Annotated in this window: 22 protein-coding genes; 21 read left to right on the top strand and 1 reads right to left on the bottom strand. The window is 63.5% G+C overall.

What is annotated here, in order from left to right; genetic code table 11:
* Positions 1-36: 36 nt before the first annotated feature.
* The 16 genes from Amn_RS22165 to Amn_RS22090 all read left to right on the top strand — a co-directional run bounded on the left by Amn_RS22165 (position 37) and on the right by Amn_RS22090 (position 17783).
* Complete coding sequence (locus Amn_RS22165; RefSeq protein ID WP_067958211.1) at positions 37-1101, top strand: TRAP transporter substrate-binding protein; 1065 nt, start codon at positions 37-39, stop codon at positions 1099-1101.
* Between the two features lie 81 nt (positions 1102-1182).
* On the top strand, positions 1183-2553 hold the full coding sequence (locus Amn_RS22160; protein WP_286291922.1) for a glutamine synthetase family protein: 1371 nt from the start codon (positions 1183-1185) through the stop codon (positions 2551-2553).
* A 74-nt stretch (positions 2554-2627) separates the two neighbouring features.
* The gene (locus Amn_RS22155) at positions 2628-4016 is read left to right on the top strand and encodes an aldehyde dehydrogenase family protein (protein WP_182575393.1); all 1389 of its coding nucleotides are present in this window, start codon (positions 2628-2630) and stop codon (positions 4014-4016) included.
* Between the two features lie 9 nt (positions 4017-4025).
* Positions 4026-4505 (top strand): DUF2569 domain-containing protein, encoded by a 480-nt coding sequence (locus Amn_RS22150; RefSeq protein WP_182575394.1) that lies wholly within the window; start codon positions 4026-4028, stop codon positions 4503-4505.
* Between the two features lie 35 nt (positions 4506-4540).
* The gene (locus tag Amn_RS22145) at positions 4541-5713 is read left to right on the top strand and encodes an iron-containing alcohol dehydrogenase (protein ID WP_067958223.1); all 1173 of its coding nucleotides are present in this window, start codon (positions 4541-4543) and stop codon (positions 5711-5713) included.
* 238 nt (positions 5714-5951) lie between these two features.
* Complete coding sequence (locus Amn_RS22140; protein ID WP_067958226.1) at positions 5952-7058, top strand: ABC transporter substrate-binding protein; 1107 nt, start codon at positions 5952-5954, stop codon at positions 7056-7058.
* A gap of 63 nt (positions 7059-7121) precedes the next feature.
* A complete protein-coding gene (locus Amn_RS22135) occupies positions 7122-8036 on the top strand; it encodes an ABC transporter permease (RefSeq protein WP_502874734.1) in 915 nt (304 codons plus the stop codon).
* Complete coding sequence (locus Amn_RS22130; RefSeq protein ID WP_067958235.1) at positions 8033-8824, top strand: ABC transporter permease; 792 nt, start codon at positions 8033-8035, stop codon at positions 8822-8824. The genes Amn_RS22135 and Amn_RS22130 overlap by 4 nt, the downstream gene beginning before the upstream one ends.
* Before the next feature lie 19 nt (positions 8825-8843).
* Positions 8844-9908, top strand: coding sequence for an ABC transporter ATP-binding protein (locus Amn_RS22125; RefSeq protein WP_067958237.1), 1065 nt, complete (start codon positions 8844-8846; stop codon positions 9906-9908).
* A gap of 542 nt (positions 9909-10450) precedes the next feature.
* Positions 10451-11362, top strand: a complete 912-nt coding sequence (locus tag Amn_RS22120) for a LysR family transcriptional regulator (RefSeq protein ID WP_067958240.1) — start codon at positions 10451-10453, stop codon at positions 11360-11362.
* Between the two features lie 137 nt (positions 11363-11499).
* Positions 11500-12654 carry an ABC transporter substrate-binding protein gene (locus Amn_RS22115; protein ID WP_067958243.1) on the top strand — a complete coding sequence of 385 codons (1155 nt, stop codon included), beginning with the start codon at positions 11500-11502 and terminating at the stop codon, positions 12652-12654.
* 207 nt (positions 12655-12861) lie between these two features.
* Entirely contained in the window at positions 12862-13860 is a 999-nt protein-coding gene (locus Amn_RS22110) for an ABC transporter ATP-binding protein (RefSeq protein WP_067958246.1), read from the top strand.
* Positions 13857-14828: an ABC transporter permease gene (locus Amn_RS22105; RefSeq protein WP_154386954.1), complete on the top strand. Its 972-nt coding sequence runs from the start codon at positions 13857-13859 to the stop codon at positions 14826-14828. The genes Amn_RS22110 and Amn_RS22105 overlap by 4 nt, the downstream gene beginning before the upstream one ends.
* Positions 14818-15633 carry an ABC transporter permease gene (locus tag Amn_RS22100; protein WP_182575398.1) on the top strand — a complete coding sequence of 272 codons (816 nt, stop codon included), beginning with the start codon at positions 14818-14820 and terminating at the stop codon, positions 15631-15633. Before Amn_RS22105 ends, Amn_RS22100 begins: the two co-directional genes overlap by 11 nt.
* 19 nt (positions 15634-15652) lie before the next feature.
* The gene (locus Amn_RS22095; RefSeq protein WP_286291904.1) at positions 15653-17080 is read left to right on the top strand and encodes a gamma-aminobutyraldehyde dehydrogenase; all 1428 of its coding nucleotides are present in this window, start codon (positions 15653-15655) and stop codon (positions 17078-17080) included.
* A gap of 208 nt (positions 17081-17288) precedes the next feature.
* Complete coding sequence (locus Amn_RS22090; protein ID WP_067958257.1) at positions 17289-17783, top strand: ester cyclase; 495 nt, start codon at positions 17289-17291, stop codon at positions 17781-17783.
* Between the two features lie 4 nt (positions 17784-17787).
* Here Amn_RS22090 and Amn_RS22085 read toward each other — a convergent pair whose 3' ends face one another.
* A complete protein-coding gene (locus Amn_RS22085; protein WP_286291900.1) occupies positions 17788-18954 on the bottom strand; it encodes a dihydrodipicolinate synthase family protein in 1167 nt (388 codons plus the stop codon).
* Between the two features lie 316 nt (positions 18955-19270).
* On the opposite strand from Amn_RS22085, the gene Amn_RS22080 reads away from it, so the two are divergent.
* Genes Amn_RS22080 through Amn_RS22060 form a run of 5 tightly spaced genes read left to right on the top strand, consistent with a single transcriptional unit; the run spans position 19271 to position 25216 of the window.
* On the top strand, positions 19271-20314 hold the full coding sequence (locus tag Amn_RS22080) for a LacI family DNA-binding transcriptional regulator (RefSeq protein ID WP_286291898.1): 1044 nt from the start codon (positions 19271-19273) through the stop codon (positions 20312-20314).
* Positions 20311-21312 (top strand): Gfo/Idh/MocA family protein, encoded by a 1002-nt coding sequence (locus Amn_RS22075; protein ID WP_067958262.1) that lies wholly within the window; start codon positions 20311-20313, stop codon positions 21310-21312. The genes Amn_RS22080 and Amn_RS22075 overlap by 4 nt, the downstream gene beginning before the upstream one ends.
* Before the next feature lies 1 nt (position 21313).
* Positions 21314-22924 (top strand): acyl CoA:acetate/3-ketoacid CoA transferase, encoded by a 1611-nt coding sequence (locus Amn_RS22070; RefSeq protein ID WP_286291894.1) that lies wholly within the window; start codon positions 21314-21316, stop codon positions 22922-22924.
* On the top strand, positions 22917-23696 hold the full coding sequence (locus Amn_RS22065; protein ID WP_067958266.1) for an enoyl-CoA hydratase/isomerase family protein: 780 nt from the start codon (positions 22917-22919) through the stop codon (positions 23694-23696). The genes Amn_RS22070 and Amn_RS22065 overlap by 8 nt, the downstream gene beginning before the upstream one ends.
* Positions 23696-25216, top strand: coding sequence for an aldehyde dehydrogenase family protein (locus Amn_RS22060; RefSeq protein WP_067966190.1), 1521 nt, complete (start codon positions 23696-23698; stop codon positions 25214-25216). The genes Amn_RS22065 and Amn_RS22060 overlap by 1 nt, the downstream gene beginning before the upstream one ends.
* Positions 25217-25294 lie beyond the last annotated feature (78 nt).

Below are 25294 nucleotides of genomic sequence, written 5' to 3'. Positions count from 1 at the left end.
CGAATGTGAACGAAGCAAGCAATGGGAGTAAGTGAGATGGACGACAGGAAGACCCTTAACAAGCGCGAGTTTCTTCGGAAATCCGTGCTGGCGAGTGCGGGCGCTGTTGGCGCCACCGCGCTGGCCACGCCCTATGTGAAGGCGCAGAGCCCGATCAAGTGGCGTATGCAGACCTACGCCGGGCCGGCATTGGCCGAGCACGTGGTCAAAAACTCGATCGACTGGTTCAACAAGGCTGCCAATGGCGAGATGGAGATCGAGCTCTACACGGCTGACCAGCTTGTTCCGCACGGCGAACTGTTCCGCGCGGTCCAGTCTGGCACGATCGACTTTGCCCAGAGCGACGACGACTCGGCCGCGGCGCCCGTCGACGTCAGGGTGTTCGGCGCCTACTTCCCGCTCGCCTCGCGCTACTCGCTCGACGTTCCTGCGCTCTGGCATTGGCACGGGCTCAAGGAAGTCTGGGAGGAGGCTTATGCCGAGATTCCGGATGTCACCTGGCTCAGCACGGGTTCGTGGGACCCCTGCAACTTCGGCACCACCAAGCCGATCAAGTCGCTGGCCGACCTCAAGGGCCTCAGGGTCTACACCTTCCCGACCGGCGGCCAGTTCCTGTCCAAATTCGGCGTCGTGCCTGTGTCGCTTCCGTACGAGGACGTTCAGCCGGCGATCCAGACCGGCGAACTCGACGGCGTTTGCTGGTGCGGCATTACCGAGATGCACACGGTGGGCTGGGCCGACGTCTTGAAGTACTTCTTGACCAACCCGCTGTCAGGCGCCTGGGCCGGCTCGTACTTCGTCAACACCGAGAAATGGAAGGCCGTCCCCGAACACCTGCAGCAGCTTCTGCGCATGGCGATCGACAGTTCGCACTACTACCGGCTGCATTGGTACTGGGCCGGTGAGGCGAATTACCGCAACACTGGAAAGCTCGAACTGACCACCATCCCGGACGCCGAATGGAAGCAGGTCGAGGACGAGGCGACGAAGTTCTGGGATGAGGTCGCTGGCCAGAGCCCGCGGAGCGCAAAGGTCGTCGAGATTATCAAGAAGTACAACGATTCGATGATCAAAGCCGGCCCGCCCTACCGTTACGGCTGAGCAGCCATCTTTGGAAACAGGTCCGTCCGCGTGTGCGGGCGGACCGTGCCTACGCAGGTTTCAAACGCCCAGGAGCAGTAAATGGCCGGAAATCTTACATTCGATCAGCTGAAGGAGGCTGTCGCCGCCGGCGAGATCGACACGGTGCTCGCTTGCGCCGTCGACATGCAGGGCCGTCTGATTGGCAAGCGGTTTTTGGCCAGGTATTTCGTCGAATCCGCCTATGACGAGACGCATGGCTGCAACTACCTGCTTGCCAACGACATCGATATGGAGCCGGTGCCCGGCTACAAGGCGGCGAGCTGGTCGAAAGGCTATGGCGACTTCGTCATGAAGCCCGACCTCAACACCATCCGCAACGTGCCCTGGCTCGAAAAGACGGCGCTGCTGCTCTGCGACCTCAAGGATCACCATACGCGTGAAGATCTGGCGCACTCGCCGCGCGGCATCCTGCGCAGGCAGGTCAGGCGGCTGCAGGAGCGCGGCTATCTCGCCTATTTTGCCTCCGAGCTCGAATTCTACCTGTTTTCCGAAACCTACGATTCGGCCCGCGCCAAGCACTGGCAGAACCTCGACACCGCGTCGCCCTATATCGGCGACTATCTGATCGGCATCACGACCAAGGAAGAAGGTGTCATGCGCCGGCTTCGCAACGAGATGGAAGCCGCCGGCATCCCGATCGAGAATTCCAAGGGCGAGTGGGGCCCTGGCCAGGAAGAGATCAACGTCCGTTACGCCGAAGTTCTTGAGATGGCCGACCGCCATGTCATCCTGAAGAACGGCGCCAAGGAGATCGCAGCCTCCGAGGGCAAGGCGATCTCGTTCATGTCCAAGTACAATTACGGCCTCGCCGGCAATTCCAGCCACATCCACAATTCGCTGTGGAGCGCCGACGGCAAGACGCCGCTGTTCTACGACAAGGGTGCTGAGTGGACCCTGTCCAAGCTCGGCCAGCAGTGGTCGGCCGGCCAGCTCAAATATGCCAAGGAGTTCACCTGGTTCCTGGCGCCTTACATCAACTCCTACAAGCGCTTCCAGTCGGGTACATTCGCGCCGACCAAGATCATGTGGAGCGAGGACAACCGCACCGCCGGCTTCCGCCTCTGCGGCGAGGGCACCAAGGGCATCCGCATGGAGTGCCGCATCGGTGGCGCCGACCTCAATCCCTATCTCGCTTTCGCCGCGCTGATCGCCGCCGGCCTCGCCGGCATCGACGAGAAGCTGGAATTGCAGAAGCCGTTCGTCGGTGATGCCTACCAGGCCGCCAGCCTGCCCGAAATCCCGAAGACCCTGCGCGATGCCACCGAGACGCTGGCGTCGTCGAAGATGCTGAGGGAAGCGCTCGGCGAGGAGGTCGTCGATCACTACGTCCACACCGCGCGCTGGGAACAGTTCGAATATGACCGCCGCATCACCGACTGGGAGCTGCACAGAGGCTTCGAGCGGTACTAAAGTCACCATCACTGCGTGACCCTCCTTTGGCCCGCCGGCCAGGGGAGGGTGTTGAACTTGGAAGGACAATAGACATGACCGAGACGGTCAAACTCAAATCCCCCATCGATGGCTCGATCTATGTCGAGCGGCCGGTCGCTTCCGACCAGGCGATCAATGCAGCGGTCGAACGCGCGCGTTCCGCACAGGCCGAATGGGCCCGCGTGCCGGTCGCCGAGCGCGCCGCCTACATGCTCAAGATGCTCGAGGCGCTGGTTGCGATGAGCGACGAGATCGTGCCCGAACTGGCGTGGCAGATGGGTCGGCCGACCCGCTATGGCGGTGAGTTCGGCGGTGTCAAGGAACGCACCCAGTACATGGTCGAGATCGCCGAGCGCGCGCTCGCGCCGGTGCCGGCGTCCAATCCCAAGGACGGCTTCCGCCGCTATGTGAAGAAGGACCCGCTGGGCGTGGTCATGGTGATTGCGCCGTGGAATTATCCGTATCTCACCGCCGTCAACACCATCGTGCCCGCGCTGATCGCCGGTTCGACCGTCATCCTCAAACATGCCGCTCAGACGCTGCTCGTCGGTGAGCGCTTCGCCCGTGCCTTTGAAGCCGCCGGCCTGCCGAAATACGTCTTCCAGAACCTGGTCCTCAACCACGCGCAGACCGAGAAGCTGCTCGGCTCGGGCAAGATCGACCACGTCAACTTCACCGGCTCGGTCGCCGGCGGCCGCGCCATCGAGAAGGCAGCCGCGGGCACCTTCATGACGCTCGGCCTCGAACTCGGCGGCAAGGATCCGGCCTACGTTCTGCCCGACGCCAAGCTCGACCATGCGGTCGCCAACCTCGTCGAGGGCGCGTTCTTCAATTCGGGCCAGTGCTGCTGCGGCATCGAGCGCGTCTACGTCCACGAGAAGATCTACGACCAGTTCATCGAGGGTTTCATCGCCGAGACCAGGAGCTACGTGCTCGGCAACCCGCTGGAGCAGGCGACCACGATGGGCCCGATGGCGCAGGCGCGCTTCGCCGACTTCATCCGCGAGCAGAAGGCCGAAGCGCTGCGCAAGGGTGCTGTCGCGCACATGAACACCAAAGACGCCCAGGACAAGGAGGGCTCGCCCTATTTGCCGGCCGAGGTGCTGACCAATGTCGACCACCAGATGTCGGTCATGCGCGAGGAAAGCTTCGGCCCGATCGTCGGCATCATGAAGGTGCGCAACGACGAGGAGGCGATCGCGCTGATGAACGACAGCCCCTACGGCCTGACCGCTTCGATCTGGACCGCCGACACCGAGCACGCCATTTCGGTCGGTGATCGTGTCGAAACAGGCACCGTGTTCATGAACCGCTGCGACTATCTCGATCCGGCCCTCGTCTGGACCGGTGTCAAGGACACAGGCAAGGGCGCCGCCCTGTCGCAGATCGGCTACGACAACCTGACCCGGCCGAAGTCCTATCACCTGCGCGAGAAGATCTAGGGGAACCGGATGGCTGATACGGCCCTGGACGACAAACGCACTCCGGCTCCGGGGCCCGTCGGCATAGGTGGCTGGTTGTTGCTGCCGATGCTGGGCCTGTTTGCCGCTCCGATTGTCGGTGTGCTGCAGTTCACAGCTTATGCCGAAGTGTTCAGCGGCTGGCAGTATCTCGATACCCGGCTGGCAGTTTTCATTGTTGCGGAGACCGCGGGCAATATCGTTCTGACGGTTGTCGCTCCGGTTGTTCTGTTGTTTTTCATGTTCAAACGCCTGGAGATGTTCCCAGGTTGGTACATGATCTGGGCAACTGCGGCGCCGGTTTTCCTGCTCGCCGATGCGTCTGTCGCCTACGCGCTCTTTGCAGAGCCAGGCAGCGAAATCTTCGACAAGGAGACCGTTCGGGGAATAGCGCGGTCCTTCTTATCCGCTGCAATCTGGATTCCTTACATGATGCGTTCCGAGCGCGTGGCCAACACCTTCGTCAACTGACGATTTCGAACCAACCTTCAAGAGATCAAGAAAACATGTCCAAACTCGTTTCCAAGTGGAACTACCCGACCACCGTCCGTTTCGGCGCCGGCCGCATCTCCGAACTGCCCGACGTGCTTGCCGCCACCGGCATCAAGAAGCCGCTGTTCGTCACCGATCCCGGGCTCGCCAAGCTGCCGGTCGTGGCATCCACGCTGAAGATCCTCGACGACGCCAAGGTGCCCTATGGCGTCTTCTCCGACGTCAAGCCGAACCCGGTCGAATCGAACCTCACCGCCGGCATTGCCGTGTTCAAGAAGGGCAAGCATGACGGCGTCATTGCCTTCGGCGGCGGTTCGGCGCTCGATCTCGGCAAGCTGATCGCCTTCCAGGCCGGCCAGACGCTGCCAGTGTGGGATTTCGAGGATGTCGGCGACTGGTGGACCCGCGCCAACTCCGACGCCATCGCCCCCATCATCGCCGTGCCGACCACTGCCGGCACCGGCTCCGAGGTCGGCCGCGCCGGCGTCATCACCAACGAAGAGACCCACACCAAGAAGGTCATTTTCCACCCCAAGCTCTTGCCGGCAATCGTCATTGCCGATCCGGAGCTGTCGGTCGGCATGCCCTCCTTCATCACCGCCGGCACCGGCATGGATGCCTTCGCCCACTGCCTCGAGGCCTATTGCGCGCCGGGCTACCATCCGATGGCCGACGGCATCGCCGTCGAGGGCATCCGCCTGGTGTTCGAGAACCTGCCCAAGGCCTTCGCCAACGGCAAGGACCTCACCGCCCGCGCCCACATGATGAGCGCTGCCGCCATGGGAGCCGCAGCCTTCCAGAAGGGCCTCGGCGCGATTCACTCGCTGTCGCATCCAATCGGCGCGCTCTACGACACCCATCACGGCATGACCAACGCCGTCTTCATGCCTTATGTGCTCGCCTTCAACCGCGACGCCATCGAGGAAAAGATCGTCCGCCTGTCGGCCTATTGCGGAATCAAGGGCGGCTTCGACGGTTTTGCCAAGGCGGTGATCAAGCTGCGCAAGGAACTCAAGGTGCCGCATGCGTTGCCGGGCCTGATCAAGGGTCTCGACATGGACAAGAAGCGCAAGACCCTGATCGCCGACATGGCGGTGGTCGACCCGACCGCAGGCGGCAACCCGGTCAAGCTCACCAAGAAGGCCGCGCTCGGCTTGCTTGAAAACGCCATCGAAGGGACGGTTTGAGACTAGTGCTCGGACACGATCCCGAATTGTATAGTCGGCAAAACAAAGGGGGAGGGCTCGGGGGACATCCGGAATTTAATTAGCCGGTAAACAACGGCGACGATTGCGACAACCGATTAAAAGTAGTTAACTTTTTTCCACTGCGGGCGGTGGCTTCATGGAACTTTCATGCGACTGTCACATGAAGCCATTACCGCATCGCAGGCGTCTCATGGCGTCAGTTCAACGGAGAGAACACATGTTCAAGTTTGCAGGGAAAGTGCTTTCCCTAAGCGCGGCGTCGCTGATGGTGACGACGGCTTTTGTGTCGGCCCAGGATATGGCCGCACTCGAAGCCGCCGCGAAGGCGGAGGGCCAGCTGACCACGATCGCGCTGCCGCATGACTGGTGCGGATATGGCGCCGTCATCGAAGGCTTCAAGAAGAAGTACCCGGAGATCACCGTCAACGAGCTGAACCCCGACGCGGGCTCCAGCGACGAGATCGAGGCGATCAAGGCCAACAAGGACAACAAGGGCCCGCAGGCGCCTGACGTCATCGACGTCGGTCTCTCCTACGGTCCGCAGGCCAAGGCCGACGGCCTGATCCAGCCCTACAAGGTCGCGACCTGGGATTCGATCCCCGACACCGCCAAGGACGCCGAAGGCTACTGGTACGGCGACTATTACGGCGTGCTGTCCTTCGAAGTGAACAAGGACCTCGTCAAGAACCCGCCGGCCGACTGGGCCGACCTGCTCAAGGACGAGTATAAGAACTCGGTTGCGCTTGCCGGTGATCCGCGCGCGTCCAATCAGGCGATCCAGGGCGTCTATGCCGCCGGTCTCGGCTCGGGTGCCACCGACGCCGCCTCGGCCGCCGAGAAGGGCCTCGCCTTCTTCAAGGAACTGAACGCCAAGGGCAACTTCGTGCCGGTCATCGGCAAGTCGGCGACCCTCGCCCAGGGCCAGACCCCGATCCTGATCACCTGGGACTACAACGCCCTTGCGGGCCGCGACACGCTGAACGGCAACCCGCCGGTCGACGTCATCGTCCCGGCTTCGGGCGTCGTTGCTGGCGTCTACGTCCAGGCGATCAGCGCTTATGCGCCGCACCCGAACGCTGCCAAGCTGTGGATGGAGTATCTCTATTCCGACGAAGGTCAGCTCGGCTGGCTGAAGGGCTACTGCCACCCGATCCGCTTCAACGATCTCGCAAAGAATGGCAAGATCCCGCAGGAAATGCTCGACAAGCTGCCGCCGGCCGCTGCCTATGAAAAGGCCGTGTTCCCGACGCTTGAAGACCAGGCCAAGGGCAAGGAAGCGATCACCAAGCAGTGGGATGCCGTTGTCGGCGCCAACGTTCAGTAACTGATCTCTGCCATCGCGGGCGGCTTCGCGGCCGCCCGCATTTTCTCTCGAGACGGCGCTCCGATGACCCAAGCCAGCATATCCGACCCGGCCATCGCCGCACGCTCCGCTCCGCCGGATGCGACCCGCGGTTTCCGCTTGCCGACCCATTGGCTCGGCGTCGCGCCGTTCTTCATCTTCGCCTTGATGTTCCTGATCCTGCCGACGCTCTATCTCGTCATCGGCGCCTTCCAGAACGACCAGGGTGAGTACACGCTCGACAATATCCGTCAGCTGTTCCTCGACGCTTCGATCCGCGACGCCTATTGGGTGTCGATCAAGATCAGCTTCTGGTCGGCCACCATCGGCGCCTTCATCGGTCTTGCAATGGCGATCGCCATCGTGCGCGGCGGCCTGCCGAGCTGGGTGCGCTCGTCGACGATGACGTTTTCGGGCGTCGCCTCCAATTTCGCCGGCGTGCCGCTGGCCTTCGCCTTCCTCGCGACGCTTGGCCGCCTCGGCCTGGTCACGGTGCTGCTGCGCGGCATCGGCATCGACATCTACGCGCTGGGATTCAACGTGTTGACGTCCTGGGGCTTGATCCTTGTCTATTTGTTCTTCCAGATTCCGCTGATGATCGTCATCATCACGCCGGCGATCGACGGCCTGAAGCGCGAATGGGGCGAGGCGGCCGCCACGCTCGGCGCCACCACCTGGCAGTACTGGCGCATGGTCGTCATCCCGGTGCTGTGGCCGAGCTTCCTCGGCACGGTCATCCTGCTGTTTGCCAATTCCTTCGGCGCCATCGCCACGGCCTATGCCTTTACCGGCTCATCGCTCAACATCGTGCCGATCAAGCTCTATGCGCAGATCCGCGGTGACGTGCTGCACAACCCACATCTCGGCTATGCGCTGGCCTTCGGCATGATCGTCGTCACCGGCCTCGCCAACATCTTCTACATCTGGTTCCGAACCCGCTCGGAGAGGTGGCTCAAATGAAGACCTCCCGTTTCTGGGCCTGGCTCGTCTTTGCCGTCGGCGCCGCCTATTTCTTCATCCCGCTGATCGCCACCTTCGAGTTCTCGCTGCGCATGCGCCGCGGCGAATATTCCTTCGACGCCTATCGTGTCGTGCTCGGCGACAGCCGTTTCCAGGAAACCTTCGGCTATTCGGTAACGGTTGCAGTCTTCACCATCCTGCTCGGCGTCTTCCTCGTCGTGCCGACGGCCTACTGGATCAGGCTGCGCATGCCGCATCTCCGGCCGATCGTCGAGTTCATCACGCTGCTGCCGCTCGTCATCCCGGCCATCGTCATCGTCTTCGGCTACATCAGGATGTATGGCTCCAACTCGCCGCTGCCGTTCCTCGGCTCGGCGCGTGGCACCGATGCGCTGCTGGTCATCGGCTATGCCACGCTGGCGCTGCCCTACATGTACCGTGCGGTCGACACCGGCCTGCGCACCATCGATGTGCGCACGCTGACCGAAGCCGCGCAGATCCTCGGTGCCGGCTGGGCCACGATCATCGCCCGCGTCATCCTGCCCAACGTGCTGATCGCCGTGCTGTCGGGCGCCTTCCTGACCTTCGCCATCGTCATCGGCGAGTTCACGCTGGCCAGCCTGCTCAACCGTCCGGCCTTCGGTCCGTATCTGCAGAACATCGGCGCCAACCGCGCCTATGAGCCGGCGGCACTTGCGGTCATCGCCTTTGCCATCACCTGGGGCTGCATGTCGGTGATCCAGATCCTCGCCCGTTTCGCGCCGAAGTCGGCAAACCGCCCGAACTGAACAAGAAGAGCACAAGCCAATGGCCGATCCCTTCCTTTCCATCCAGAGCGTCAAGAAATCCTTCGGCAACGTCGCCGTGGTCAAGGACTTCAACCTCGACGTCGGTGCCGGCGAGTTCGTCTCGTTCCTCGGACCATCGGGCTGCGGCAAGACGACCATGCTGCGCATCGTCGCCGGCTTCGAGGAGCCCAGCGCCGGCAAGGTGCTGATCGGCGGCAAGGATGTCACCGGCCTCAAGCCCAACCAGCGTAACATCGGCATGGTGTTTCAGGCCTATGCGCTGTTCCCCAACCTGACCGTCGCCCAGAACATCGGCTTTGGCCTCAAGGTTGCCGGCGTGCCCAAGGCGGAGGCCCAGGCGCGCATCGACGAGATGCTCGGCATCATCAAGCTGCCCGACTTCGGCGACCGCTATCCCTACCAGCTTTCCGGCGGCCAGCAGCAGCGCATAGCACTTGCCCGCGCGCTGGCACCCAAGCCCAAGCTCTTGCTGCTCGACGAGCCGCTGTCGGCGCTCGACGCCAAGGTTCGCATCTCGCTGCGCGAGGAAATCCGTTCGATCCAGAAGAAGCTCGGCATCACCACCATCTTCGTCACCCACGACCAGGAGGAGGCGCTGTCGATGTCCGACCGCATCGTGGTGATGAATGAGGGCCGCGCCGACCAGACCGGCACGCCGTTCGAGATCTACAACCGCCCGTCGACCAAGTTCGTCGCCAATTTCGTCGGCACGCTCAACGTGCTCGAAGGCACGATCAGCGACGCCGCCTCCGGCACTGTCAAGATCAACGCCGAGGAGATCGGCCTCAAGGGCAAGCTCAACGGCTCCAAGTCAGGCGATACGCTGTCGCTGGCGCTGCGTCCCGAGGCGATCTCGCTCGGCCGCAAGGCCGGCAACGATTCGAACCTCACCGGCCAGATCGCCGACGTGCATTTCTTGGGCTCGGTCATCCGCGTCCGCGTCGGCGTCGGCCAGAACGTCGTCTCGCTCGACACCTTCAACAGCCCGAGCAGCCCACCGCCGGTCGTTGGCCAGAAGACCGAAATCAGCTTCTCCTCCGGAGACGTGCTGGTGCTGCACTAGGGGGCCGCTGCCCTTCGCGCGCGGACCATTGGCATTTCAAAGAGGCGGGATTTCCCGCCTTATTTTTTTGCACGTTATCCGATTTGAGCGGGAAGAGAACTCCTATGGTCGTGAAGTTCTATTGGCAGGCTGCTCCGAGCGTGTCGGTGCCAATCTCGACCGCCTCATTCCTTCCCCCCCTCTGGCCTGCCGGCCATCTCCCCCACAAGGAGGGAGATTAGTCGCGGCGCGGTCGGCGCCCATCCTGCTGCGTCGTAAGGATTGGCTTTGCGACGTTGGTGTTTGGCTGGGACGGGGATGAAGGGGTGATCTCCCTCCTTGTGGGGGAGATGGCCGGCAGGCTAGAGGGGGGTGCGAAGGATCGCTGTCTGCGCAATTTGGCATCGGACCTTTCGCGCTCTGTCGACTCTGACACGTCATCCCGGGTCTCGCTTCGCTCGCCCGGGATACGATCGATAGTGGCGCGCCTTTCCCCATCGTTACAACAAGCGTGGTTTGGCGAGGGCCTTCCCAAATCCCCCGCCGCCCTGTCTACTCCGGCCATGGCCTTCACGCTTCGCCAGCTTCAATTCTTCGTTGCCGTCGCCGAGCAGGGCACGATCTCGCGCGCGGCGCAGAACCTGTCGATCTCGCAGTCGTCGGTGACCGAGGCGATCAAGGAGCTGGAAGCCGACCTCGGCGTCGAGCTGTTCGAGCGTCATCCGCGCGGACTCAACATCACCCATAAGGGCCACCAGTTCCTGCGCCACGCCACTAAGATCCTGGCCGACGTCTCCGACGCCCGGCGCACCTTTTTCGGCGGGCAGGCGACCGCGACCGGACAGCTCAAACTTGGCGTCACTTCGCTGGTTGCGGGTTACGTGCTGTCCGATCTGCTTGCGCGCTACCGCCGCGCCCATCCGGCTGTCGAGATCTCGGCCATCGAGGACAATGGCGACTACCTCGAGCATCTGCTTGTCGGCGGCAAGCTCGATCTCGCCGTCATGGTCACCTCCAACCTGCGTGACCGCATGGCTCTGCAATCGGAAATCCTCGAGGTCTCCGCCTATCGTCTCTGGCTGCCGCTCGGCCATCCGCTCGCCTCGGCAGAAATCATCAGCGTGGGCGACATCGCATCCGAGCCACTGATCATGCTGTCGGTCGACGAGATCGAGGAAAACACCGGCAAACTGCTTTCGGCGATCGGTGCCAAGCCGCATGTCGCCTTCCGGACACGTTCGGTCGAGGCGGTGCGTTCGCTGGTGGCGACAGGGGCAGGGGTGGCACTGCTGCCCGACCTCGTCTACCGGCCGTGGTCACTGGAAGGCGATCGTATCGAGTCCCGCGACGTCTCGGGTTCGCTGCCGGTGGTGCAGGTCGGCATGGTGTGGCGGCGCGGCTCGTCGTTGCCAGCCGCGGCGCGCGATTTCATCGGCATCGCGCAAGCACAGCGGACTGTTCGCCAGAAGCTTTGACGCATCTGCTCGGTATCGGAAAAACCGATATCACCCTTCTTTCGAATGAATTTGCGAAACCTGCGCTTTCGCAGCACCTTTCGTCTCAGGGCAACACCGCCAATGGGAGAGCGGTTCCTGCACATGGGAGGATCGAGATGAAGACATTTCTGAAATCCTGCACGGCAATCGCCTTGGCCTGCAGCTTTTCCGGCCAGGCGGTGGCGCAGGTCAAGGAAATCGGCAAGGGCGAGGGGCAGGTCAACATCATCGCCTGGCCGGGCTACATCGAGCGTGGCGAGACCGACAAGAATTACGACTGGGTGACGGAGTTCGAAAAGGCGTCGGGCTGCAAGGTCAACGTCAAGACTGCAGCCACGTCTGACGAAATGGTCGCGCTGATGAACGAAGGCGGCTTCGACCTCGTCACTGCCTCGGGCGACGCCTCGCTCCGCCTCGTCGCCGGCAAGCGCGTCCAGCCGATCAATACCGATTTGGTCAAGAGCTGGTCAACCATCGATGAGCGCCTCAAGGATGCGCCGTGGTTCACCGTCGACAGCCAGCATTACGGCGTGCCCTATCAGTGGGGGCCCAACGTGCTGATGTACAACACCAACGTCTTCAAGGAAGCGCCGAAGAGCTGGAACGTCGTGTTCGAGCCGATGGACCTGCCCGACGGCAAGCCCAACAAGGGACGCGTCCAGGCCTATGACGGCGCGATCCACATCGCGGACGCTGCCAACTACCTGATGGCCCACAAGCCCGACCTCGGTATCAAGGATCCCTACGAGCTCAACGAGGACCAGTACAAGGCGGCCCTCGACCTGCTGCGCGTCCAGCGTACGCTTGTCGGCCGCTACTGGCACGACGCCATGATCCAGGTCGACGACTTCAAGAACGAAGGCGTCGTGGCTTCGGGATCGTGGCCATTCCAGGTCAACCTGCTTGGCTCGGAAAAGCAGCCCGTCGGCTCGACGATCCCGGAGGAAGGCGCCACCGGCTGGGCCGACACGACGATGATGCATGTCGATGCCGCCAATCCGAACTGCGCCTATATGTGGCTCGAGCATTCGCTGAACCCCAAGCTGCAGGGCGATCTTGCTGCGTGGTTCGGGTCTAACCCGGTCGTGCCGGCTGCTTGCAAGGGCAACGAACTGCTGACCGATGCGGGCTGCAAGGCCAACGGCTTCGAGGACTTCGCCAAGATCAAGTTCTGGCGGACCCCAGTGTCGAAATGCGCCAGCCAGAACGACCAATGCGTGCCCTATTATCGCTGGGTGTCAGACTATATCGGCGTGATCGGCGGCCGCTGAGGCCGGCAACGAAACGATGCCCCCCTCGCCAGGCCGCTTGCGGCCGACCCTCTCCCCACGGGGAGAGGGGGCGGAGGCACCAACCGAGCTTAAACGACCGCCTGACGGCGGCAGACAAGCATCGGCGGCCGTGGGTCGGCCGGATGCGTTGCCATGGCCAGGCCATCACCCGGGCGCACATGGCCCAGACATCGGAAGCCAAAGACGATGACCCCAGCAGTCGCCTTTCAGAAAACCTCGCGCCATTTCGGCGCGGTGCGCGCGGTCGATGCCGTCGACCTCGAGATCAAGCCTGGTGAGTTCTTCGCCATGCTGGGTCCCTCGGGTTCGGGCAAGACCACCTGCCTCCGGCTGATCGCCGGCTTCGAGCAGCCGACCTCGGGCAGCATCTCAATCTTCGGCGAACGTGCCGAGGGCGTGCCGCCTTACCGGCGCAACGTCAACACGGTGTTCCAGGACTACGCGCTGTTTCCGCATCTCAACGTGCTCGACAACGTCGCCTACGGCCTGATGGTCAAGGGCGTTGGCAAGGACGAGCGCCACCGCGCCGCCGAAGATGCGCTCAAGCTTGTGCAACTGCCGGGTTACGGCGGCCGCAAGCCGGGCCAGCTGTCCGGCGGCCAGAGGCAGCGTGTGGCGCTGGCGCGTGCGCTGGTCAACAAGCCCAAGGTGCTGCTGCTCGACGAGCCGCTCGGCGCGCTCGACCTCAAGCTGCGGGAGAGCATGCAGGAAGAACTCAAGCAATTGCAGAAGGCGCTGGGCATCACTTTCGTCTTCGTCACCCACGACCAGGGCGAAGCGCTGTCGATGGCCGACCGGGTCGCCGTGTTCAATGACGGCCGTATCATGCAGGTCGGTGCCCCAGAAGAAATCTACCAGCGCCCGGCCTCGCGCTTCGTCGCCGATTTCGTCGGTTCGTCCAACGTGCTACCGCCCGATTTTGTCCAGCGTTATGCCGGCCAGCACCGCTGGGGCAGCCTCAGGCCGGAGCAGATCCGTGTCCGCTCCGACACGTCTGGCGACGGCGTCGCGGCGCGCGTCGTCTCGCGTCACTATCTGGGTGCGGCCACCAAACTTTCGCTCGACGCCAACGGCTTGAGACTGCACGCGACGCTGCCGTCAGGTACTGCCGTGCCCGAGGACGGCGCCCATGTCATGCTGACCTTCAACCGCGACCAGCTCCACCTCATGGAGGAGCAGGCATGAGCGTCCAGGCTGTGTCAGGCACATCCAACGTGGCTGCGGCGATCCTGCCCCGGCGCGGCGGACTGGCCGGCTCGTTTTCGGACCTCTTGTGGCGCAAGCCGGGCTTGCTGCTGTTCCTGATGCTGGCGCCGCCGCTGCTCTGGCTCGGCGTCGTCTATATCGGCTCGCTGATCGCACTTCTGGCGCAGAGCTTCTTTTCGATCGACGAGTTCTCCGGGCTGATCAGCCGCGAGCTGACGCTGAAGACCTATGGCGACCTGTTGCAGGCGGCCAATCTCGACATCATCGTCCGGACGGTGACGATGGCCGCAGTGGTGACGCTGGCTTCAGCCATCATCGCGTTCCCGATCGCCTACTACGCCGCGCGCTATGCCCGCGGCACCTGGAAAGCGCTGTTCTATCTCGGGGTCATGCTGCCCTTGTGGTCGAGCTACCTGGTCAAGATCTATGCCTGGAAGCTGATCCTCGCCAAAGAAGGCATCCTGACCTGGCTGTTTGCCAAACTGCATCTGTCGTGGCTGCTCGACAGCTGGCTGTCGCTGCCCGTCATTGGCGGAAACTCGCTGTCGGTATCGTTCACCGGCACATTCATCGTCTTCGTCTATGTCTGGCTGCCATTCATGATCCTGCCGATCCAGGCAGCACTCGAACGTGTGCCGGGCAATCTGGTCGAGGCCTCGTCAGACCTCGGCGCGTCACCAAGGCAGACGTTCCGCAACGTGCTGTTCCCGCTGGCGCTGCCCGGCATCGTTGCCGGCTCGATCTTCACATTCTCGCTGACGCTGGGCGACTACATCATCCCGCAGATCATCGGCACGTCCAGGCTTTTCATCGGTCAGGCGGTCTATGCCCAGCAGGGAACCGCCGGCAACATCCCGCTCGCCGCCGCCTTCACCGTGGTGCCCGTCGTCATTATGGGCTTCTACCTCTGGGGCGCCAAACGCATGGGAGCCTTCGATGCGCTCTGACCGCTCGCAATCTGCCCCGACCGGCCTCAAGATCGCAGCTGCCGCGGGCCTTGCCTTCCTGCACCTGCCCATCCTGCTGATCTTCGTCTACGCCTTCACCACCGAAGAGAAGAGCTACCAGTGGCCGCCGCCCGGCTTTACCACCCAGTGGTTCGCCGTGACGTGGGGACGTGCCGACGTCTGGCAGGCGCTGGGGCTTTCGGTGCAGGTCGCGGCGATCTCGACCGGTATCGCGCTGGTGCTCGGCACGCTCTGCGCCGCTGCCGTCAGCCAGACCAGGTTTTTTGGCCGCGAGGCGATCTCGCTGCTGGTCATCCTTCCCATCGCGCTACCCGGCATTATCACCGGCATCGCACTGCGCTCGGCCTTCAGCCTGGCGGAGATCCCGTTCTCGTTCTGGACGATCGTGCTGGGACACGCGACGTTCTGCGTCGTGGTCGTCTACAACAACGCGGTGGCAAGGTTCCGCCGGACCTCGGGCTCGCTCATCGAAGCATCGATGGATCTCGGCGCCGACGGCTTCCAGACGTTCAGGCATGTGATCCTGCCCAACATAGGCACGGCACTTCTGGCCGGTGGCATGCTCGCTTTTGCGCTGTCCTTCGACGAAGTCATTGTCACCACCTTCACCGCCGGACAGCAGCAGACGCTGCCGATCTGGATGCTGGAGGAACTGGTCCGGCCACGCCAGCGCCCGGTCACCAATGTCGTCGCCATGGTCGTCGTGCTCGCGACCCTGCTGCCCATCCTTGCCGCCTATTACCTGACCCGCGAAGGCGACCAGATCGCCGGCGCCGGCAAATAAGCCTCGAAAGGGACAAATCATGGACACCCAGATGCTCATCGGCTCGAAATTCGAGCGGGGAACAGAGACCGAGGAAGCGATCCTCAACCCGCGCACCGGCGAGACGATTCTCAGCCTGCCGGAGGCCTCGCCGGCGCAGATCGAGGCGGCGGTTACGGCAGCGCAGACGGCGTTCGTGACGTGGTCGAAGACCACGCCGGCGCAGCGCTCGGGCTACCTGCTCAAGATCGCCGACCGCATCGAGGCCGAGGCGGAAGCCTTTGCCAGGCTTGAAGCACTCAACTGCGGCAAGCCGATCAACGCCGTGCTCAATGACGAGATTCCGGCTATCGTCGACTGCTACCGCTTCTTCGCCGGCGCGGTGCGCTCGATGCCGGGTCTGGTGGCGGGCGAGTATCTGCCCGGGCACACCTCGATGATCCGCCGCGACCCCGTAGGCATCGTCGCCTCTATCGCGCCGTGGAACTATCCGCTGATGATGATGGCTTGGAAGCTGGCACCGGCAATCGCCGGCGGCAACACTGTCGTCTTCAAGCCTTCGGAGCAGACGCCGCTGACGGCACTGAAGCTCGCCAGGATTCTCGCTGAGGTCCTGCCGGAAGGCGTGGTCAATGTCGTGCTCGGCCGCGGCGAGAGTGTCGGCAATGCGCTGATCAACCATGCGGCGGTCAGCATGATCTCGATTACCGGCGACGTCGCCACCGGCAAGAAGGTGTTGCAGGCGGCGGCCAAGTCGGTCAAACGCACGCATCTCGAACTCGGCGGCAAGGCGCCGGTCATCGTCTTCGACGATGCCGACATCGACGCCGTGGTCATCGGCCTGCGCGCTTTCGGCTACTACAATGCCGGCCAGGACTGCACGGCGGCCTGCCGCATCTACGCCGGGAAAAAGGTCTACGACAAGCTCGTCGCCGACCTGTCGTCAGCAGTGTCTACCATCCGCTACGGCCAGGCCGACGACACCGAAAACGAGATCGGGCCGCTCATCTCCAGGCGTCAGCGCGACCGCGTTGCCTCCTTCGTCGAACGAGCCTCCGAGCTCAAGCACATCGAGATCACCACAGGCGGCAAGCCGGGCGAGGGCGGCGGCTTCTACTACCAGCCGACGGTCGTCGCCGGCGCGCTGCAGGAGGACGAGATCGTGCGCCGCGAGGTGTTCGGCCCGGTGGTTTCGGTAACGCGTTTCTCCGACGTCGACGAGGCGGTCAACTGGGCCAATGACAGCGACTACGGCCTGGCGTCGTCGGTGTGGACCAAGGACATCTCGCGCGGCATGGCGACCGCGGCGCGGCTGCAATATGGCTGCACCTGGATCAACACGCACTTCATGCTGACCAACGAGATGCCGCATGGCGGTCTCAAACAGTCCGGCTACGGCAAGGACATGTCGGTCTACGCGCTGGAGGACTACACCGCCGTACGCCATGTCATGATCGCGCATGGGTGAGCGGCCGTTTTCGCGCGCAGCGCGAAGGCCATGATGCCGGTGGCATCATGGCAGGCCAGCGAATGCCGGGACGCTGCCGCAGGCTGCGGGGATCCGGCTGGACGGGCAGGCAGATGAGGGAGCAGAGCTTGTCGTACCCGCCCTCATCCGGCCCTTCGGGCCACCTTCTCCCCGTGAACGGGGCAAAGGAAACAAGGGAGGAAAAGACATGCATCGTCGTCAGTTTCTCGCATCCGCAGCCATTGCTGCATTCCTCGCTACGGCTCCGGCCATCGGCCCGGCGCTGGCGCAGGACACGCCGCAGGCTGTCGTCGACGCCTATCTCGCCGCCTGGAATGCCCATGACTCGGCCAAGGCGGCCGAACATTTCGCCGACAACGTCGTCTACTACGACGCTTCGGTCGGCAAGCCCGTCGAGGGCAAGGAGGCGGCCAAGACCGGCGTCATCGACAATTTCCTGAAGGCTGTACCCGATGCCGTCTGGACGATGAAGGGCAAGCCCGTGGTGCAGGACGACCGCGTGTCGTTCGAATGGGAATTCTCCGGCACCAACACCGGCGACTGGGCCGACGGCACCAAGGCGACCGGCAAGAAGTTTGCCTTCACCGGCGCCTCGATGTTCTCGGTCAAGGATGGCAAGATCGCCAGCCAGAGCGACTATTATGACGCGCTCGGTTTCTACAAGCAGCTTGGCCTGATGTAGCCGGTCAGGCGAAGCCGTACTGTGTCATCAGCGCCGTCATGCGCGCTGCAGCGAGGTCCGGCCTGTCCAGCACATTGGCCCGGTCGGCGAGGCGGAAGATGTCGGCGTAGTGCAGTGCACCTCTTGCCGACTGCATGCCGGCGGGCATGGTGAAGTGGCTCTGGTGGCCGTTGAGCCAGGCGAGGAAGACGACGCCGGCCTTGTAATATTGCGTCGGCGCCTCGAAAATCTTGCGCGACAACGGCACTGTCGGCTCGATGGTGCCGCGGAAGGTGGCGAGGTCGCCCTTGGCCAAGGCTGCCAGCGCCTTGGATGCCTGGGGCGCTACCGCATCGAAGATGCCGAGCAGCGCGTGGCTGTGGCGCGTGCCGTCACCTTCTATCAGGGTGGCATAGTTGAAGTCATCGCCGGTGAAGCAGATCACGTCCTGGGGCAGACGCCGGCGCAGCTCGACCTCATAGGCCTGGTCAAGCAGCGAGATCTTGATGCCTTCGACCTTGTCCTGGTGATCGGTGATGATGGACAGCACGGTCTGCAACGTGTCCTCGAAACGGTCGCCGCCCCAATAGCCTGTGAGTTCGGGATCGAACATGTCGCCCAACCAGTGGAGGACGACTTTGTCCTTGGCCTGGCCAAGGATGCGGCCGTAGACCTTGCGGTAGTCGTCGGGGGATTTCGCGACATGAGCGAGCGCCCGGCTCGCCATCAGAATCGCGCGGCCGCCATGCTTCTCGATGAATCCGAGCTGTTCCTCGTAAGCCGAGATGACGTCATCGAGTGATTTGGCATCCTGTTTGGGCAACTGGTCGGTGCCCGCGCCGCAAGCGAGGTCGGCACCCGGCACCGTGCGCGCTTCGGCGAGTGAGCGGCTGATCAGCTCCTGCGCGCCCGCCCAATCCAGCCCCATGCCGCGCTGCGAGGTGTCCATCGCCTCGGCGATCTTGAAGCCCAGCGACCAGAGATGATGGCGGAAGGCCATGGTCGCATCCCAGTCGATTACAGGGCTGTTCCAGGGCAGCGTGTCGGCCCACGGGTCGGAGATGACATGCGCAGCCGCGTAGGCGATACGATTGAAAACGGGGGCGGCTTCAGGTCGTTCGATCGGTGTGCCGACAAGTGTGTAGGTCTCGATCGAGCGGTCTGTCCGCGGAAGCTTCACTGCCTTGGCCATGGGTTCCTCCCTGATCGGTTGCATCTGGTAATTTAGATCGTTCCAAATTTCAAGCCGGAATTGTGAGGTCTGGCGCAGGTGTGCCGGTCGATCGGGCGGTGCATCGATATGCTTGGACGGCTTCAGGGCAAAATAGCATTACAAATCGTTTGAAAGCGCGAATTGTGTACAATTCTGGCATTCTGGTGGCCAAGGCCTTTGGGTTCTGCCGATGTGAAAAGGATGGTATCGCCGTTCTTCCTTGCTTGACAGTTTGGAACGTTCCAATTATTGGACTCGGAAAAGGGAGCCAGAGACGCTCGCCAGGAGGATCGTTTTGAAGCAGCCGAAGGTGACAGTTGTCGATGTTGCGCATGCCGCCGGCGTGTCGAAGTCGACCGTGTCGCTCGTCCTTCAAGGCAGCTCGCTGGTCAATGAAACGACCCGCGCCAAGGTCGGCGCCGTCATCCGCGAGCTCGGCTACATCTACAACCGCAGCGCCGCCAATTTGCGCCAGTCGAAATCCAAGATCGTCGGCATCGTCGTCAATGACCTGACCAACAGCTTTTTTGCCGAACTGGCGGTGGGCATGGACATGGTGGTGCAGTCGGCCGGCTACATCCAGTTCATGGCCAACTCGGCCGAGAATCCCGACCGCCAGGCCGAGGTGATCGCCTCGATGCGCGAGCATGGCATGGCCGGGCTGATCCTGTCGCCGGCGCGCGGGACGACATCAGCCGATCTCCGGCCGCTGGTCGACAGCGGCATTCCTGTCGTGCTGGTGGCGCGCAACGTGCCGGGGCTCAAGGTCTCCTCCGTGGTGTCGGACGGACATGCCGGGGCTGCAGCTGCCGTGCGCCACCTGATCGAGCTCGGTCATCGGCGCATCGCCTTCCTCGGCGGCTTCAACGACACGGCTGTATTCGACGAACGCATGCGCGGTTTTCGCGACGCTCTGGTGGAGGCGGGGCTCGATGCCTCGGACGAGCTGGTGATCAGTTCGGCGCCGTCGCGTGCAGGCGGAGTGGCGGCGGTCGAGCGGCTGTTGTCTATGGCCGACCGGCCGACGGCGGCGCTCTGCTTCAATGATGCGGTAGCCTTCGGCGCATGCGACGGGCTGCGCAGCGCCCGCATCGAACCGGGCGTCGATTTCGGCGTCATCGGCTTCGACGACGTGATCGAGGCAAAAACTGCGGTGCCGGCGCTGACCACTGTTTCGGTCGATCCGCAGGGCATGGGCCGGAGGGCGGCGCAACTCCTGCTCAAGCAGATCAATTCAGGCGATTTCGAGCCTGAGGCGCTGGTCGCCTCGGTGCGGCTGGTGGTGCGCGAGAGCTGCGGCGCGGCACAGCGGATGAAACGAGAGGCGGTGACCGCATGACGCGCTGGGGTCTGATCGGGGCGAGCACCATCGCCAGGGAATGGGTCATCGGCGCGATCCGTGCGACCGGCGGCGAGGTGGTGTCCGTCATGAGCACCAATGCCGAGCGCGGCCGCGACTATGCCCAGGCGAACGGCATCGCGAAGTCGGTGACGTCGCTTGAGGACATTACAGGCGATGCCGGTATCGACGCCGTCTACATCTCGACCACCAACGAATTGCATGTGGAACAGGCGATTGCCGCGGCTAAGGCCGGCAAGCATGTGCTGTGCGAGAAACCATTGGCGCTGACCATTTCTGACGCCCGGGCAATGGTGCATGAGGCGAAGGATGCCGGGGTCGTCCTGGCGACGAACCACCATCTGCGCAATGCGGGAAGCCACCGGGCGATGCGCGACGCAATTGCCGTAGGCCGTATCGGCAAGCCGCTGGCGGCGCGTGTGTTTCATGCCGTCTATCTTCCGCCGCATCTGCAGGGCTGGCGGCTCGACAAGCCGCAGGCCGGCGGCGGCGTGATCCTCGATATCACGGTGCATGACGCCGACACTTTGCGCTTCGTGCTCAATGACGATCCAGTCGAGGCCGTCGCCTTCAGCCAGGCGGGTGGCATGGGGCAGGCGGGCCTCGAAGACGCAGTGATGGGCGTGCTGCGCTTCAGGTCAGGCGTGATCGCGCAGTTCCATGACGCGTTCACCACCAAGTTCGCCGAGACCGGTTTCGAGGTGCACGGCACCGAGGGTTCGCTGATCGCGCGCAATGTCATGACGCAGAAGCCGGTCGGCTCGGTCGTGCTGCGCAATGCCGAGGGCGAACACGAGCTCGATCTCGACCAGCGCAATCTCTACGAAGCGGGCCTGCAGGCGTTCCATGATGCTGTCGCCGGCAAGGGCAGACCGTCTGCCACGGGCGAAGACGGCGTATGGTCGCTGGCGACGGGTCTTGCCGTGGTCAAGTCGGCGGCGACGGGCAAGGCAGTGGCGATCGAGGCGGGGCTCTGACATGACCAAGCACATCACTCCCGCCCAGGCCGCTGCTTTGATACCCGATGGTGCGGTGGTCTCGGTGTCGTCGTCGAGCGGGCTAGGCTGTCCCGACCTGACGCTGAAGGCGATCGGCGAACGCTTCGAGGCTACAGGCCATCCGCGCGACCTGACGACGCTGCACCCCATCGCCGCCGGCGACATGAGCGGCATCAAGGGTGTCGACCATATCGCCAAAAAGGGCCTGCTGAAGACGATCATCGGCGGCTCCTATCCGTCGGGGCCGTCGAGCGCCGAGCCGCCGCTGATCTGGCAGATGATCGGCAATGAGGAGGTGGCTGCCTACAACGTGCCGTCCGGCATCATGTTCGACATGCATCGCGAGGCTGCCGCCAAGCGGCCGGGCGTCATGACCAAGGTCGGGCTCGACACCTTCGTCGATCCCGAGCGGCAGGGCTGCGCCATGAATGCGCGTGCTGCGGCCGAACCGCTGGTCAAGAAGGTCAGCTTCGAGGGCGAGGACTGGCTGTTCTTCCCAGCTATCAAGCCTGAAGTGGCGATCATTCGGGCAACGACATCAGACGAGCGCGGCAACCTGACCTACGAACATGAAGGCGCCTATCTCGGCGGGCTCGACCAGGCACTCGCCGCGCGCAACAATGGCGGCATCGTCATTGCCCAGGTCAAGCGTATCACCAAGGACGGCTCGCTGCGCCCGCACGATGTGCGCGTGCCGGGCATGCTGGTCGACTACATCGTCGTCGACCCCGAGCAGAAGCAGACGACGCAGACGCTCTACGACCCTGCGATTTCAGGCGAGATCATGCGGCCTCTCGACAGCTTCCGCGTGCCCGAGTTCAACCTTCAGAAGGTCATCGCCCGCCGGGTCGCTCAGGAACTCGAGGCCGGCAGCGCGGTCAATCTCGGCTTCGGCATTTCGGCCAACGTGCCGCGCATCCTGCTTGAAGAAGGGCTGCATGGTGAGGTCACCTGGGTGATCGAGCAGGGTGCCGTCGGCGGCGTGCCGCTGCTCGATTTCGCTTTCGGCTGCGCGTCGAATGCCGATGCCTTTATGCCGTCGCCCTACCAGTTCACCTACTTCCAGGGCGCGGGTTTCGACGCCTCGCTGCTGTCGTTCCTCGAGATCGACCGCAACGGCTCGGTCAACGTCTCCAAGCTCAGCTTCCGGCCACATGTGACGGCGGGTGCCGGGGGGTTCATCGACATCACGGCGCGAGCCAGGAAGATCGTCTTCTCCGGCATGTTCAATGCCGGCGCCAAGCTCGACATCGAGGCTGGCAAGCTGGTGGTCGAGAAGGAAGGCAAGCTCAAGAAGCTGGTCAACGAGGTCGAGCATGTCACCTTCTCGGGGCGTCGCGGCGTCGAACAGGGCCAGGACATCACCTATGTCACCGAACGCTGTGTGATGAAGCTTATGCCTCAAGGCATTGTGCTGACCGAGATCGCGCCGGGCGTCGAACTGCAGACGCATATTCTCGACCAGTCGGAATTCCCGCTGATCGTGTCGGACAAACTCAAGCAGATGGATGCTGCCCTGTTCGCCGAAGCGCCGATCAGGTTGAAGCTGCCGCGCAAGCCGGTGCGCAAGCTGGAGGGCATCCATGGCTGACCAGCGCATCAGGGTCGAGTTCGAGGGTCCTGTCGCGATCATCACGGCGGCCCGGCCGGACAAGCTCAACGCCTTCGATATAGACATGCTGAAGGCGCTGTCCCAGGCCTGCGACGAGGTCGAGGCCAATGCGGAAATCCGCGTCGCCATCCTCACCGGCGAGGGCAAGGCGTTTTCGGCCGGCGGCGACATCAAGGCCTGGGGCGAAATGACACCCAACGAGTTCGGCCATGCCTGGGTGCGTTTCGGCCACCGCGTGTTCGAACGCCTGGCGACGCTGCGCGTACCGGTGATCGCTGCCATCAACGGCCATGCATTGGGCGGCGGACTGGAGCTGGCGATAGCCGCCGACATCCGCATTGCCGAGCGTCATGTGAAGATCGGCCTGCCGGAAACCGGGCTCGGCATGGTGCCGGGCTGGTCGGGCACACAGCGTCTGGTGAGGCGCGCCGGTGCGCAGGTGGTGAGGCGTATGGCGCTGGGCGGCGAGGTGTTTTCCGCCGACGAGGCAGCAGGGCTCGGGCTGGTCGACCATGTGGTCGAGACCGGCGCGGCGGTGGCTGCGGCGCGCGCCTATGCGGCCCGGGTCGCGGCGCGGGGGCCTGCGGCAGTCGAGGTCGCAAAACTGATGATCGCCACCGCGAATGGTGAAGACAATGGCACCGCCGTCGAGGCGCTGGGCTCGATTCTCGTGGCCAAGACCGGAGACCTCAAGGAGGGGGTCGCGGCCTTCAGCGAGAAGCGTGCCGCCAAGTTTGCAGGAGAATGGTGATGACGGTCCTGATGCGTCCCAAGCCGCTCGACGGCTTCAAGGTCCGCGAGTTCAAGATGCTGATCGACGGCAAATGGACCGCCGGCGCCGAAGGCAAGGCCATCGAGCGCGCCAGCCCCGGCCATGGCGCCGTTGTCAGCCGCTACGAGGCCGCGACTGCTATCGATGCGAACCGCGCCATTGCCTCGGCACGCAAGGCGTTCGACGACGGACATTGGCCGCGCATGACCGGCGCCGAGCGCTCGCGCATCCTGCTCAGGGCCGCCGACATCATCGACGCGCGTGCCGATGAACTCGCCTTCCTCGATTGTATCGAGTCAGGCAAGCCGATCTCCCAGGCCAAGGGCGAACTTGGCGGTGCCGCCGACATCTGGCGCTATGCGGCAGCACTTGCGCGGGACCTGCATGGCGAGAGCTACAACACGCTGGGCGACGGCACGCTGGGCGTGGTCCTGCGCGAGGCGATCGGCGTGGTGTCGATCATCACGCCGTGGAATTTCCCGTTCCTGATCGTCAGCCAGAAGTTGCCTTTTGCGCTGGCCGCCGGCTGTACGGCAGTGGTCAAGCCGTCGGAGTTGACGTCAGGCTCGACGCTGGTACTCGGCGAGATTCTGGAGGCGGCAGGGGTTCCCCAGGGCGTGGTCAACATCATCGTCGGAACCGGGCCGGAGGCTGGTGCGCCGCTGACCAGCCACCCCGACATCGACATGGTGTCGTTCACCGGCTCGACCGGTATCGGCAAGCTGACAATGGCCAACGCCGCGCAAACGTTGAAGAAAGTGTCACTGGAGCTCGGCGGCAAGAACCCGCAGATCGTCTTCCCTGATGCCAATCTGGATGACTTCGTCGATGCGGCCGTCTTCGGCGCCTATTTCAACGCCGGCGAGTGCTGCAATGCCGGCTCGCGCCTGATCGTGCATCGCGACGTCGCCGACGAGGTGACCAGCCGCGTTGCCGCTCTGTCGGCCAAGGTCAAGGTCGGCGATCCGCTCGACCCATCGACGCAGGTTGGTGCTATCATCACGCCGCAGCATCTTGCGAAGATCGTTGGTTACGTGAAAGGTGCGAGCGAGAACGGTGCGAGGGTTGCTGTCGGCGGGTCTGCCGCTGATCTCGGCCTCGGCCAGTTCATGGAGCCGACGATCCTGTCGTCGGTCGCCCCCGACATGGCGGTGGCGAAAGAGGAGGTGTTCGGACCGGTGCTTTCGGTGCTTGCCTTCGAGACCACTGACGAGGCGATCCGTATCGCCAATTCGATCGACTATGGTCTGTCGGCAGGCGTCTGGAGCCGCGACTTCGACACCTGCCTGACAGTCGGCCGTAGAGTCCGTGCCGGTACCGTCTGGATGAATACCTTCATGGACGGCGCCTCGGAGCTGCCCTTCGGCGGCTACCGCCAATCGGGCATCGGCCGCGAGCTCGGCCGCCATGCGGTCGAGGATTACACCGAGACCAAGACGCTCAACATGCATATCGGACCGCGCACCGGCCATTGGATGCCGAAGGAGGCGCGCGGCTGAACGGAGGAATTCCCAGAGGCGGGGCCGAAGGGATTTTATGACACGCAATGACGCGTGAGGAACTTGCAACCCGGGAGG

Source organism: Aminobacter sp. Y103A, from assembly GCF_030294925.1.
GTDB lineage: Bacteria > Pseudomonadota > Alphaproteobacteria > Rhizobiales > Rhizobiaceae > Aminobacter > Aminobacter ciceronei.
Note: the sequence above shows the minus strand (reverse complement) of the source record. Positions and strands in the feature narration are given on the sequence as shown.

Coding starts and splice junctions, on each gene's coding strand:
- Amn_RS22075 (WP_067958262.1), top strand. CDS start 20,311: ATGACGCGCTGGGGTCTGATCGGGGCGAGCACCATCGCCAGGGAATGG.
- Amn_RS22120 (WP_067958240.1), top strand. CDS start 10,451: ATGGCCTTCACGCTTCGCCAGCTTCAATTCTTCGTTGCCGTCGCCGAG.
- Amn_RS22095 (WP_286291904.1), top strand. CDS start 15,653: ATGGACACCCAGATGCTCATCGGCTCGAAATTCGAGCGGGGAACAGAG.
- Amn_RS22105 (WP_154386954.1), top strand. CDS start 13,857: ATGAGCGTCCAGGCTGTGTCAGGCACATCCAACGTGGCTGCGGCGATC.
- Amn_RS22060 (WP_067966190.1), top strand. CDS start 23,696: ATGACGGTCCTGATGCGTCCCAAGCCGCTCGACGGCTTCAAGGTCCGC.
- Amn_RS22130 (WP_067958235.1), top strand. CDS start 8,033: ATGAAGACCTCCCGTTTCTGGGCCTGGCTCGTCTTTGCCGTCGGCGCC.
- Amn_RS22165 (WP_067958211.1), top strand. CDS start 37: ATGGACGACAGGAAGACCCTTAACAAGCGCGAGTTTCTTCGGAAATCC.
- Amn_RS22125 (WP_067958237.1), top strand. CDS start 8,844: ATGGCCGATCCCTTCCTTTCCATCCAGAGCGTCAAGAAATCCTTCGGC.
- Amn_RS22070 (WP_286291894.1), top strand. CDS start 21,314: ATGACCAAGCACATCACTCCCGCCCAGGCCGCTGCTTTGATACCCGAT.
- Amn_RS22065 (WP_067958266.1), top strand. CDS start 22,917: ATGGCTGACCAGCGCATCAGGGTCGAGTTCGAGGGTCCTGTCGCGATC.
- Amn_RS22090 (WP_067958257.1), top strand. CDS start 17,289: ATGCATCGTCGTCAGTTTCTCGCATCCGCAGCCATTGCTGCATTCCTC.
- Amn_RS22145 (WP_067958223.1), top strand. CDS start 4,541: ATGTCCAAACTCGTTTCCAAGTGGAACTACCCGACCACCGTCCGTTTC.
- Amn_RS22150 (WP_182575394.1), top strand. CDS start 4,026: ATGGCTGATACGGCCCTGGACGACAAACGCACTCCGGCTCCGGGGCCC.
- Amn_RS22085 (WP_286291900.1), bottom strand. CDS start 18,954: ATGGCCAAGGCAGTGAAGCTTCCGCGGACAGACCGCTCGATCGAGACC.
- Amn_RS22160 (WP_286291922.1), top strand. CDS start 1,183: ATGGCCGGAAATCTTACATTCGATCAGCTGAAGGAGGCTGTCGCCGCC.
- Amn_RS22155 (WP_182575393.1), top strand. CDS start 2,628: ATGACCGAGACGGTCAAACTCAAATCCCCCATCGATGGCTCGATCTAT.
- Amn_RS22110 (WP_067958246.1), top strand. CDS start 12,862: ATGACCCCAGCAGTCGCCTTTCAGAAAACCTCGCGCCATTTCGGCGCG.
- Amn_RS22115 (WP_067958243.1), top strand. CDS start 11,500: ATGAAGACATTTCTGAAATCCTGCACGGCAATCGCCTTGGCCTGCAGC.
- Amn_RS22135 (WP_502874734.1), top strand. CDS start 7,122: ATGACCCAAGCCAGCATATCCGACCCGGCCATCGCCGCACGCTCCGCT.
- Amn_RS22140 (WP_067958226.1), top strand. CDS start 5,952: ATGTTCAAGTTTGCAGGGAAAGTGCTTTCCCTAAGCGCGGCGTCGCTG.
- Amn_RS22100 (WP_182575398.1), top strand. CDS start 14,818: ATGCGCTCTGACCGCTCGCAATCTGCCCCGACCGGCCTCAAGATCGCA.